Genomic DNA, 12,357 nt, shown 5'->3' with positions numbered 1-12,357 from the left:
TTAGTCCGACATAACCTGCAAATAGGACGACATCACCCGCCGCGTGCCGGACTCCTCAAACGCCACCTCAGTCGCCCCGCGATCCGCGCTGACCACCACGCCAGATCCAAATTTCTGGTGAAAAACCCGCACGCCCACCTCAATCTGCGGCGCGCTGTTCATCAGATCCTCATGCACCGGAGAAACCCGTCGCCGCTTCGCAACAAGCGGCGCCATCGTGCTGTTCTGACTGTCGGAAAACACACTGTTGCTAAAGAACCCGGAATAATCCTGCCGGTCCCGCCGCGTCGGCGTCTCGCCCTCGCGCTCGACATACTCATCCGGCAACTCATCCAGAAACCGGCTCGGCATGGATTCCTGCCAGTTCGCATAAATCCGCCGGCTCGCCGCATGCAGAATCACCGCCCGATGCCGCGCCCGCGTGATGCCGACATAAGCAAGCCGCCGTTCCTCCTCCAGCCCCTTGTCGCCACCTTCGTCCAGCGTTCTCTGGGAAGGAAAGACGCCTTCCTCCCAGCCCGGCAGAAACACCGTGTCAAACTCCAGCCCCTTGGCGCCATGCAGCGTCATGACCGAAACCCGCGCCTCTTCCGCCGCGCCCTCGGCATCCATGACCAGCGAGACATGCTCCAGAAACTCGCCAAGCGTCCCGAAATCAGCCAGCGCCCGGACCAGCTCCTTCAGATTCTCCAGCCGCCCCGGCGCATCCGGAGAGGTGTCATTGCGCCACATCTCAAGATAGCCACTGTCCTCAAGCAGTCCGTTCACCGCAACGACATGGCCTTCTTTCTCAAGAGTTCGACGCTGCCCTGAAAACACATCCATCAGAGAAGCCAGTCGCTCCCTGGATTTCCCCCGGAATCCATCCGACTGCAACAGGCTCTCCACCGCTTCCGCCAGCCCGGATCGCCTTGCGCGCGCCTCGGCATGCAGCTTCTGCAACGCCGCCGTCCCGACGCCACGCTTAGGCACATTCACAATCCGCTCGAACGCCAGATCATCCACCGGATTAATCAGCACCCGCATGTAAGCCAGCGCATCCCTGATTTCAGCCCGTTCATAGAAACGCAGACCACCGACAATCCGGTAAGGAATACCGAACTGTACAAGCCGCTCCTCAAACGCCCGCGTCTGAAAACCGGCTCTCACCAGAATGGCCATCTCACCTAATGCATGGTCGTCACGCCGCAACGTCTCGATCCGCTGACACACATCCCGCGCCTCGGCGTCCGAATCCCAGGTGCTGATAATCTGTACAGGCAGCCCCTGCGCATCCTCCCGCCCCGGACGAAGCGTCTTGCCCAGCCGCCCGTCATTATGCGCGATCAGCCCCGCCGCTGCCCCCAGGATCTGCGCCGTCGAACGGTAATTTCTCTCCAGCCGGACAATCTTCGCACCCGGAAAATCCTTCTCGAACCGAAGGATATTCTCAACCTCCGCTCCCCGCCAGGAGTAGATCGACTGATCGTCATCCCCCACGCAGCAGATGTTCGACGGAGCACCCTCCCGCCGCGCAAGCAAACGCAGCCACAGATACTGAACCGTATTCGTGTCCTGATACTCATCCACCAGAATATAGCGGAACAGACGATGATACTGCTCCAGCACGTCCGGCCGCGTCCGCAGAATCTCGACAATATGGAGCATCAGATCGCCAAAATCGCAGGCATTCAGCTCACGAAGCCGCGTCTGATACGCCGCGTAAATCGCCCGCGCATGTCCGTCCGCATATCCGCAATCCTCCGCCCCCGTCACCCGGTCCGGCGTCAGTCCGCGATCCTTCCAGCGCTGAATCACCCCCAGCAGACCGGGCAGCGGCCAGCGCTTCACATCAATCCGCCAGGGTTCCACAACCTGCTTCACCAGACGAAGCTGATCATCCGTGTCCAGAATCAGAAACCCGCTCGTCAGCCCGACATACTCCGCATGCCGGCGCAGCATCCGCGCGCACAGGGCATGGAACGTCCCCAGCCACAGCCCCTCGGCAGGTTCGCCGATCAGCGCCGAAATCCGCTCCCGCATCTCCCGCGCCGCCTTGTTGGTGAACGTCACCGCAAGGATCTGCCACGGCTTTGCATGCCCGGAGAGCAGAATATGCGCGAACCGCGTCGTCAGCACCCGCGTCTTGCCCGTGCCGGCGCCGGCAAGAACAAGCAGAGGCCCTTCCGTGGTCTCAATAGCAGCGCGCTGTTCAGGATTAAGGCGTTCGAGATGAGATTGCGTGGTCACGGGACTCTTCGGGCTGGCAGAACTGATAGCCCGGAAGACTGCTCCGAAACACATGTTGCAAAAATAAGACGCTTTGCAACCATGACATGTCTGTAAAGACGGGCAGGGGCCGGACGGACGAGCATAACCCCTATCACGGAGGGCACGCCGCTGTCTGCTCGCGAAACCTTGCCCTCGCCTTGCGGAGACAGCGCTTGACGATCGATCGCGCTCGTCTCACTTGTTAGAAATCTCTTCTCGCGCCCGGACAGGAACCCAATGAGCGTTCGCGTTCTGATCGATCATCGCAAAAATCCCCAGGCGCCCCGCCATCCCGAGAAGGCGCACCGGCCCGATAACCCGATCGCGCGCAAGCCCGACTGGATCAGGGTCAAGGCGCCGGGCCACCCCGTGTACCACGAGACGCGTCAGCTCATGCGCGACAACAACCTCGTCACGGTCTGCGAAGAAGCCTCCTGCCCGAATATTGGCGAATGCTGGTCACAGCGCCACGCCACCATGATGATCATGGGCGAGATCTGCACCCGCGCCTGCGCCTTCTGCAACGTCACCACCGGCCTGCCCGGCGCGCTCGATGCCGATGAGCCGTCCCGCGTCGCAGACGCCGTGGCAAAGCTCGGGCTGAGGCATGTCGTCATTACCTCCGTTGACCGCGATGACCTCGCGGACGGAGGCGCCGACCACTTCGCGCAGGTGATCGCCTCAATCAGAGCCGCCTCGCCGGAAACGACAATCGAAGTCCTCACCCCGGACTTCCTGCGCAAACGCGGCGCCCTCGAAATCGTCGTCGCCGCCCGCCCGGATGTTTTCAATCATAATATCGAAACCGTCCCCAGGCTCTACACCACGATCCGCCCCGGCGCGCGTTACTACCAGTCCGTCCGCCTGCTCGATCGCGTCAAACAGCTTGACCCCTCGATCTTCACCAAATCCGGCCTGATGCTCGGACTTGGCGAAGAGAAAGCGGAAGTCGCGCAGGTCATGGACGATTTCCGTATCGCCGACATAGATTTCATAACCATGGGCCAGTACCTCCAGCCCACCGTCAAACATGCCGCCGTCGCCCGCTTCGTCACACCCGCGGAGTTTGACGATTACGCCGCCATGGCCCGTGTCAAAGGCTTCCTTCAGGTCAGCTCCACCCCGCTGACCCGCTCCTCCTATCACGCAGACGCCGACTTCGCCGCCCTGCGCGCCGCCAGAGACGCGCAACTGCAAAAAGCCGCGCCCGCTCCGACGCACCCAGCTCACGCGGAACCTTGTTGATATGCCCACCCATTCCGAACGTCGTGTTCTTAATTACACACCGGAACAGATCTTCGATCTCGTTGCCGACGTCGCTAATTATCCGAAATTTCTGCCCTGGTGCACAAATGTAAGGGTAAAATCGAAAACATCGCAGGAACTCGTCGCCGACCTCACCGTCGGGTTCGGACCGTTTCGCGAAACCTTTACCTCCCGCGTCACGCTCGACCGCCCCCGCGTCATCCGCGTGACCTATGAAAAAGGCCCGTTCCGTTACCTCAATAACGTCTGGACCTTTACGGCAGACCCAAAAGGCTGCCTCGTCGATTTTTTCGTCGATTTCGAGTTCCGCTCGCGTCTGCTCCAGGCAGCCATCGGCGTCGTGTTCAACGAGGCCGTCCGCCTCATGGTCTCCGCGTTTATCAAACGCGCCAGAGAGATTTACGGCCCGTCACAGTTCGCGGCACTACCCGCCGGCAGAGTACGCCCCGCACTCTGAAACAAACACCCGTCAGGTCATTCCACCAGACAGACTCACGGGGAAAACCACCTTATTCCGGCTGATCCGCAGTCAGTTCTGACTCATGATAGCCAGGATTGATCTTCTCCTCGGCCTTTTTCAGACCGGTCAGCAGCCGCTCGCGAATATGCGCGAGGCGCCGCTCGTCCGTCACCTTCAGGCCAGAAAGATCTTTTACATAAAAAACGTCGATCGCCCGAACGCCATAAGTTGTAATATGCGCCGACCCGATCTGAAGTTTCAGCTCATTCAGGGCGCTGGCCACGTCATGCAGCAGCCCGGACCGGTCACGCCCGTTAATCTCCACGACGGTATGCGAATTGGACGCCCGGTTATCGATCACAACACGTGGCGGCACGTGGATAGCCCGCGTCCGTGACATCGTCAGGCCCGGCTGATTCTTCCTGATCTCCGCCTCAATATCGAGCCCGCCCCGTAATGCCCGCTCCGCCAGAGCAGACAGCCTGGCAAGACGGTGAGGCTCATCGAACGCCTCGCCCGACGCATCCTGAATCCACAGCGTATCCAGCGCCATGCCGTTGGTCAGCGTATGAATCCGCGCATCCACGATTGAGGCCCCGGCAAGCGCCATCGCCCCGGCGATCTCAGCAAAAAGCCCCGGATGATCCTGCGTATGGATCGTCACTTCCGTAACCCCGCGTGAGGGAAGGGGCTGCGTCTCGATCACAAACGGCGCGGACCGCGCCTCCGCCTCACGGATCAGACGCGCATGACGAAGCTGCGTTTCCTGGTCAAAGGACAGCCAGTACCCCGCATAGCCAAGCTCAAGAAAATGATCCGTTTCAGCCTTCGAGGCACCTTCCTCAGCCAGCAACTCAGCCAGCATCGCCTTGCTATGCGCCACACGCATATCGCGCTCCGGCGTCGCCAGTCCGCCCTCCAGCACCTCGGCCACACGCGTATAAAGCTCCCGAAGCAGCGTCGCCTTCCACGCATTCCACACGCGCGGACTGACCGCCCGCATATCCACGATCGTCAGCAGCAGAAGCAGCCGCAGCCGCTCCGGCGACTGCACCACATCCGCCACATCCAGAATGGTCTTCGGATCATCAATGTCGCGCTGAAACGCCGTATGACTCAGCAGCAGGTGCTGGAGCACCAGCCACGAAACCGTCTCCGTCTCCTCGCCGGAAAGCCCCAGCGTCGGACACAGCTCCAGAGCGATCTCCGAACCCAGTTCGGAATGATCGCCGCCACGCCCCTTGGCGATGTCATGCAGCATGACCGCCATATAAAGCGCCCGCCGTGACTGAATGCCCCGCGCCAGTTCATAAGCAACCGGAATCTCATCCGCCATCGTGCCGTTCTCGACACAGCGCAGAATACGGATGGCCTCGATCGTGTGCTCATCGACCGTGAAGATATGATACGTGTCGAACTGCATCTGCCCGACAATGCGTGACCATTCCGGGATCAGCCCGCCCCACAGCCCGGTCTCATTCAGTACCCGCAGCCAGTGCACATGGTCGAGATGACTGTTCTGCTCAGTCTCAGAAACCGCCAGCTCGTCCTTCTTCTCCCGGGCAGCCGGGCGCCTGAGCCGCGTCGGACGGTCATCGCACAGCAGATCCAGAAAAATCTCCGCCGCCTTCGGGTTCGACCGCAATGTCGAAGCCCTGCGCTCCCACCGGATCAGTTGCTGACGTGCCAGCGGATGCAGAGCCAGATGACGCAGCCGCGCCCATTCCAGCAACTCGAACATCTTCAGTGGCTCAGCCTCGAACGATACCCCCCGGTCCGCCAGGATCTTGCCGTCGATCAGCGTGAAGCCCGCCTCACGCATCGCGTCGTCCGCCTTCATCACATGCGCCGCCGGCCCCAGCGCCACCCGCATGATCGTCGGCTCCAGCACATGCGTCAGCCGCATGACCTCGCGCACCGTCAGAAAATAGTGCCGCATGAACCGCTCGACACCGTTCTGCCGCCCGTGCCGCGTATAGCCCATGCGTCCGCCCACCACGGGCTGCATGTCGAAAGTCAGCCGGTCCTCGCCACGACCAGCGACGTAATGGAGATGCAGCCGCACCGTCCACAGAAAATCCCAGGACCGCCGCGCCCGCGCCGCTTCCTGCTCGGTCAGAAAACCAAGCCGGGTAAATTCCGGTGCCAGCAGATCGGACACATGCCGGGTGCCGAAAATATACCGGCACATCCAGTAGAGCGTCTGCATGTCCCGCAAACCGCCCCGGCCTTCCTTGATATTCGGCTCAACAAGATAAGGACTGTCCCCGAACCGGCGATGCCGCTCCGCCCGTTCGGCCCGCTTGTCAGCGATAAACCGCGCCGACCCCGCCTCAACGCAGGCCACGATAAACCGCGCCTCAAACATCGCGAACAGACTGAAACTGCCGATCAGCATCCGCGCATCCAGCAGCGCTGTCCGCACGGTCGTATCCTGCTCCGCCTGCGCAACGCATTCGCTGATCGAGCGCGTCGCATGACCGACTTTCAGCCCCATATCCCACAGAAAATACAGGATATATTCAACAAGACTGAGAACATCGGCCGACGGCTGCTCGGATGTCAGAAACAGCAGATCGATGTCACTGAACGGCGCAAGCAGCCTCTTGCCATAACCACCGGTCGCCGCAACCACGATCTGGTCCAGCGCCTCCTGCCCGAACCCCAGAGCCGTCCCGGCAAACTCCGCCAGCGCCTTCACAAGCACATCAGCATACGCCGCCAGGGCCTTCGCCGCATCCACGCCCTTGATCTCGCGGTTCTCGAACTGCGCCCGCACATCGGTCTGATACCGCCCGAGATGCCGCCGGAAAATGGTCAGGGCCATATCCCGGGGCGGTGGCGTGCCATCCGGGCCGCCCGCATCGTGCAGCGCGGCCGACAGGCTGTCCGCCAGCAGCTCAGGACATAACGAACCGTCGCCACCGGAAAGAGAAACCTCTGAAACGACAGGAGAAGCAACTGTTTGAAGACTGGACATAGTGTTCAGATCAGGCTCGGAAATCCGGAGGGAAGGGGAAACTATGGTCGGGCCAGACGATTTTCGGTTTCAAGCGCCGCATTCTTCAGATGATATAGCGCGGCAAGCGCGTCGCGGGGAGACAAAGAATCAGGATCAAGGCCCAGCACCTGCTCGAAAATCTCCCGTGTGACATTTTCGCTGCCATTCCGGCCCTCCGGCTGCGCCTCAGACGCCGCCGGTAAATCATCGAACAGTGGCAGGGGACGCTGCCCGACGGAATGTTCCTGCTCCAGTTCCTTCAGCAGCCGGGCCGCACGATTCACCACCGGCAGAGGCACACCCGCCAGCCGCGCCACGTGCACGCCCCAGCTCTTCCGCGCCGAACCCGGAACAACCTCGTGCAGAAACACCACCTGGCCCTTCCAGTCCCGCACCGCCATCGTATGCGGGGAAAGCCGGGGCAGCGTTTCCGAAAGCTGCGCCAGCTCATGAAAATGGGTCGCGAAAATCGTCCGGCAGCGCAGCGTCGAGTGCATCGCCTCCAGCACCGCCCACGCAATCGACAACCCGTCCAGCGTCGATGTCCCGCGCCCGATCTCATCAACAACAACCAGAGAACGCGGCCCCGCCTGATTCAGAATGCCCGCCGTCTCCGTCATCTCAACCATGAAGGTCGAGCGCCCCCGCGCCAGATCGTCAGATGCGCCGACACGCGAGAACAGCCGGTCAACCACCCCGATATGAGCCGCCTTCGCCGGAACCGGCAGCCCCGCCTGAGCCAGAATCACTGCCAGCGCGTTCTGTCGCAGAAATGTCGATTTCCCGGCCATATTCGGCCCCGTCAGCAGCATCACCCGATGATCCGCCTCCAGAGAGCAGTTATTGGCCGTAAACCGCGCGCCCGTCCCCAGCGCCGCCTCAACCACCGGATGACGACAGGCCGTCAGATCAAACGCCGTACCGTCATCGATCCTGGCCCGGCACCATGTTCCGCCCGTCGCCAGCCCCGCGCATGACTGCACCACGTCCATAAGCGCCAGCGCCCGCGCCAGCGGCGGCAACTCCCTGTCATCGAGCGCCCTGGCAACCAGTGCCCCGAAAATCTGCCGCTCCCGGATGGCGGCCCGCTCGGTCGCCTCGCTGATCCGGGAATCCAGATCGATCAGTTCCTCAGTCGCAAACCGCGCCGCACCCGTCGTGCCCTGCCGGAAACTCAGATCGTCCCGCTCCCGCAGCCTTGCCCCGGCGGCGACCGGCACCTCCATGACATAGCCAAGCTGTGCATGATGCCGGATCTTCAGACTCGCCACGCCAAAACGCTGTGCATATTCGTTCTGAAGCGTCGCGATCACCCGACGCGAATCATCCCGCAAGGCCCGGTGCGCGTCGAGTTCGCCGTCATAACCAGCCGCGATCACCCCGCCGTCTTCAAGCCGGGCAGGGAGTTCATCCGCCAGCGCCCGCTCCAGTTCCCCTTCCAGTGCCCCCGCGCCACGCAAAGCCGTCAGCGCCGTTTCCATGAGCGGCGGCCGCGTCCCGTGCTTTACCGATTCCAGCACGGCCGCCGCCCTGTGCGCCGCACTCACCGCATCCCACAACGTCGCCAGATCGCGTGGCTGCCCCCGACCGACCGAGAGCCGCCCCAGCGCCCGGTCAATATCAGGCGCTCCGCGAAGAACCTGACGCAACGCTTCCAGGCTGGCGCTGTCATGCCGCAGCCAGTCCCAGCAGGCCTGCCGTGCCCCGATCCGCTCGGGGCTGGTCAGCGGCGCAGCGATCCAGGTCGAAAGCAGCCGCGCGCCCGCCGCCGTCACCGTCCGGTTCACCGCCGAAAACAGCGTGTGCTCAACACCGCCATCCCGCGCCCGCAGGAGATCGAGACTGGCCCGCGTCGCCGGATCGAGCCCCAGCGTATCCCGGTCCGCCTGGGGCTGAGGATGCGACAGACGCGGCATCGACCCCGCCTGAGACCGCCGGATATACTCGACCGCCATCAGACCCGCCGCCGCCTCGGCATCCGTAAACGTGCCGAACGCATCCAGACTGGCCACGCTGAACGTCTCCGCCAGCCGCGCCCGTGCCGCATGAGCCGGCGGCACCGCCGCCCCCGGATGACGCCGGGATTCATACTCCCCCAGATCGCAGTCCTGCGACGCCAGGATCTCCGCCGGATCAAGCCGTGCCAGCAGATGCCCCAGCTCGCCCGGAGCGCACGATGCCGTCTCAAACTGCCCGGTGGAAATGTCGATCCACGCAACGCCACGCAAATCGGCCTCTCCGCGCCCGCCACCGCCCGGCACCAGCGCCACAAGCAGATTGGACCGCCCCGGCTCCAGCAGTTCATCCTCGGTCAGCGTGCCCGGCGTCACCAGCCGGACAACAGCGCGGGGCAGGGGACCTTTCTGAGCCGGCCCGGATTTGCCCCCCTTTCCCGCCTTCTTCGAAGGCGCCTGCGCCGTCTGCTCCGCAACCGCAACCCGAAACCCGCGACGGATCAGCCGGGAGAGATAAGCCGGAGCCGCCGCCGCCGGCACCCCGCACATCGCAATCGGCTCCCCCCCGTGCGACCCCCGCGCCGTCAGCGCAATGTCGAGCGCCGAAGCAGCCGCAATCGCATCGTCAAAAAACAACTCGTAGAAATCGCCCATCCGGAAAAACAGAAGAAATTCCGGATTTTCGGCCTTCAGCGCAAACCATTGCGCCATCGCGGGCGAGGCCCCCTCAGGCGACAGTCTGCGTGCTGACGGCGCCGGGGCCTGATCCTCGGTCTCTGTGTTCAAAATTCACTCTCCGAAGCGGAACGGGCAGGGCAGATAACAGCAACCACCGGCCACAGAGTCCACCGGGCGGATTTTCGCTGCCGACCCCGTCAGCCCTGATCGCGGACTGAATAAACAACCATGCTTTCCCACACGCGTTTTACATAACTTCTGGTCTCGGAATACGGAATCTGCTCGATCCAGTCGATCAGCGCGTCCTGGTCCGCACCCGTCCGTGCCGGATCGCCACCCGCTTCCAGCCACTGACTGACCCGATGCGGGCCGGCATTGTATGCCGCCGCCGTATAAGGCACCACACCGTCAAATTTCTTATACATCCGGTCCAGATAAGCCGTGCCCAGTTGAATATTGACGGACGGCGCATGAAGCTCCGCCACATTCAGACTTCCTGCCCCGGTCGCCCGCGCCATATCCCGCGCCGTGCCGGGCAGCAGCTGCATCAGCCCGATCGCCCCCGACGAACTCACCGCATCCGGATTGAAATTGCTCTCCTGCCGCATCAGCCCGAGCGGCAGCCCGCGAGGCAGATCCGTCGAAGGTTCGGCAAACGGCTCCGGCCACCCCATGTCCGGCATCGATACGCCCCGCATGCTCGCCTTCCGCGCCACAGCGACTCCGATATCCGGTATCCCCAGCTTCACCGCGAGTTCCGCGACAGCCCGCTGATCCGACGGCTCATTATCCTGCGCCAGCAACAGATTCAGAAACTCACGCGCATGCGCCCGGTCGTTCCACGACACCAGAATCTGCGCCGCCTGCGCCAGGTCGCTGCCGTCCACATGCACGGTCGTCGCCGTCACATCCGCGCCACCCCGGGTCGTCCGCTGCCAGCGCTGCAACGCATCCCGGAGCGCCGGGCACGGCTGCGCCGGAGACAGCAGCGTCGTGCCCCCATGCGCCAGCGCCGCGACAGCCATCTGACCGTAAAACGTCTGAGGCGTTTCCGCCGCCCGCTGCCAGTCAGCCGTGGCCGACGACATATTGCCCATTTCCGCATGAGCGCGACCAAGCCAGTAATACCCGCCGCTGCGCGTCAGAAGCGAACGACTCTCCGTCATCTTTCTGAAAAAAGCCTCGGCCTGCGCGGGATTATGCAACTGCCGCAGAGAAACCCAGCCGGCCAGAAACGCCGCGTTCCACCGCTTCGTGTCGTCCGTCTGCGTCGTGTCATCCGCTAGCGTGAACGCATCCTGCGCCCGTCCCGCCGCCAGCAGATCGCGCGCCAGCGCATCCCGTTCCGTCCAGAACGCACCCCTGGCAGACGCCGGCGCCTCCGATTCAACCGCGAAACCCTGCGTCTTCCACAAAGCCAGCTCATCGTCTTCACGCTGCGCCTTCCGAAGCCAGCGCGCATGATCGACCACCAGCATCGGATCGGACGCCTCAGAGGCGGGCAGGGCGCTCAGTGCCGTTTCCGCATCGGCGTCATTCCTGCGAAACGCCAGCCGTGCCGCCGCCAGCCCGGCCCTGTCCGCCGGGAGAGAACTCACCGTCTGCGCCGCCGCCGTCAGCTGCCCGGTCCGCTCCTCCCGCAAAAACCGCTCCCAGCTGTCCCCCGGCGTCAGATCGGCGGCGAACAGCAACCGCACAAGCGCGGCGTCCCCGGCCCCCTCCGCCCCGTTGCGCCAGATCGCGCGCGCCGCATCCCGCATCGCAGGCGTCTTTCCGGCCACACCCACACAGCGGCTCAGCGCCTTCGCCGTGGCAGGGGGGCGCTCGCCGCACAAGGCCGAGGCAACCGCATCATCGGGTTCAGCAGCAAGCGCCGCCTGATAACGCAGTTCGATCATATGCCAGCGCGGCCACACGGGCCGTGTGGCCAGAAAATCCGCGTAAGTTTTCGCGGGAATCGCGGGATCGCCCGGACCTGTCAGCCGAAGCCAGACCGTCAGCCGTGCGGCCACATCATCTGACACAGCGGCCGTCGTCGCCTGCTGCTCCGTCGGCCAGGCCGGAGGCGACACCACCGCCGGTCCGGTCTGCGGCGCGGCGGAACAGGCGGACAGCCCCGCCGTCACCGCAATCAGGCGAAGCCGGCGCCCGGTCAAGTCACATGCTCCAGAACCTCATGCCCGCCGCCCACGATCAGCTCGATGGCAACCCCCAGAACAACCAGCAGGCCAACCCAGGCAATCCAGCGATACCGGTCGAGCAGACGCGCAATCACAGTCGCCGCAACCGCCATGAGAATCACGGAAATAGCGAGCCCGGACACCAGCACCCAGATGTGCTCGCCCGCCGCCCCGGCAACGGCCAGCACATTATCCAGGCTCATCGACAGATCGGCAACGATAATCCGGATAATGGCGCTCCGGAGCGCCCCCGGAGCCGGCGCGCCATCCTCGTCATGAACATCCGGTCTGCGAAGCTCGCGATACATCTTCCAGCAGACCCAGAGTAGCAAAAGACCACCAGCAAACCGCAGCCCGATGATCGCCAGCATCTTCGTCGCGACCACAGCCAGCGCCAGCCGGATCACCGCCGCCGCGCCAACACCTGTCAGAACCGCGATTCTGCGCTGCGAAGCCTCAAGCCGCCTGACGGCAAGACCAACAACAACAGCGTTGTCCCCGGCCAGAGTAATGTCGATCAGAACGACCTGGAGGAGAGCCATCAGAGAGGAAAGCGAGAACATAATC

Annotated in this window: 7 protein-coding genes; 2 read left to right on the top strand and 5 right to left on the bottom strand. The window is 63.3% G+C overall.

Annotation, left to right across the window (positions count from 1 at the left end; genetic code table 11):
• Window positions 1-2,283 (bottom strand): ATP-dependent helicase, encoded by a 2,283-nt coding sequence (locus tag GOB90_RS05090; protein ID WP_173571931.1) that lies wholly within the window; start codon window positions 2,281-2,283, stop codon window positions 1-3.
• 204 nt (window positions 2,284-2,487) lie between these two features.
• Between GOB90_RS05090 and lipA the strand changes: the two genes are divergently transcribed.
• Together lipA and GOB90_RS05080 are read left to right on the top strand one after the other, a co-directional pair.
• Window positions 2,488-3,495, top strand: coding sequence for a lipoyl synthase (gene lipA / locus GOB90_RS05085; RefSeq protein WP_146886703.1), 1,008 nt, complete (start codon window positions 2,488-2,490; stop codon window positions 3,493-3,495).
• 1 nt (window position 3,496) lies between these two features.
• Entirely contained in the window at window positions 3,497-3,973 is a 477-nt protein-coding gene (locus tag GOB90_RS05080) for a type II toxin-antitoxin system RatA family toxin (RefSeq protein WP_146886701.1), read from the top strand.
• Between the two features lie 52 nt (window positions 3,974-4,025).
• Here GOB90_RS05080 and GOB90_RS05075 read toward each other — a convergent pair whose 3' ends face one another.
• From GOB90_RS05075 to GOB90_RS05060, 4 genes are all read right to left on the bottom strand, one after another.
• Complete coding sequence (locus tag GOB90_RS05075; RefSeq protein ID WP_146886699.1) at window positions 4,026-6,956, bottom strand: [protein-PII] uridylyltransferase; 2,931 nt, start codon at window positions 6,954-6,956, stop codon at window positions 4,026-4,028.
• Window positions 6,957-6,997: 41 nt separating this feature from the next.
• Entirely contained in the window at window positions 6,998-9,643 is a 2,646-nt protein-coding gene (gene mutS / locus GOB90_RS05070; RefSeq protein WP_146886713.1) for a DNA mismatch repair protein MutS, read from the bottom strand.
• Between the two features lie 164 nt (window positions 9,644-9,807).
• Window positions 9,808-11,766 carry a lytic transglycosylase domain-containing protein gene (locus GOB90_RS05065; RefSeq protein WP_242011805.1) on the bottom strand — a complete coding sequence of 653 codons (1,959 nt, stop codon included), beginning with the start codon at window positions 11,764-11,766 and terminating at the stop codon, window positions 9,808-9,810.
• On the bottom strand, window positions 11,763-12,353 hold the full coding sequence (locus tag GOB90_RS05060; RefSeq protein ID WP_146886657.1) for a TerC family protein: 591 nt from the start codon (window positions 12,351-12,353) through the stop codon (window positions 11,763-11,765). Before GOB90_RS05060 ends, GOB90_RS05065 begins: the two co-directional genes overlap by 4 nt.
• Between the last annotated feature and the right edge of the window lie 4 nt (window positions 12,354-12,357).

The organism is Acetobacter oeni (genome assembly GCF_011516825.1).
GTDB lineage: Bacteria > Pseudomonadota > Alphaproteobacteria > Acetobacterales > Acetobacteraceae > Acetobacter > Acetobacter oeni.
The sequence above is the reverse complement of the archived record's forward strand: the minus strand, read 5'-3'. Positions and strand labels throughout refer to the sequence as shown.

Excerpts from the sequence above, each read along its gene's own strand:
- GOB90_RS05090 (WP_173571931.1), bottom strand. The coding sequence starts at position 2,283 with ATGTGTTTCGGAGCAGTCTTCCGGGCTATCAGTTCTGCCAGCCCGAAG.
- lipA (WP_146886703.1), top strand. The coding sequence starts at position 2,488 with ATGAGCGTTCGCGTTCTGATCGATCATCGCAAAAATCCCCAGGCGCCC.
- GOB90_RS05080 (WP_146886701.1), top strand. The coding sequence starts at position 3,497 with ATGCCCACCCATTCCGAACGTCGTGTTCTTAATTACACACCGGAACAG.
- GOB90_RS05075 (WP_146886699.1), bottom strand. The coding sequence starts at position 6,956 with ATGTCCAGTCTTCAAACAGTTGCTTCTCCTGTCGTTTCAGAGGTTTCT.
- mutS (WP_146886713.1), bottom strand. The coding sequence starts at position 9,643 with ATGGCGCAATGGTTTGCGCTGAAGGCCGAAAATCCGGAATTTCTTCTG.
- GOB90_RS05060 (WP_146886657.1), bottom strand. The coding sequence starts at position 12,353 with ATGTTCTCGCTTTCCTCTCTGATGGCTCTCCTCCAGGTCGTTCTGATC.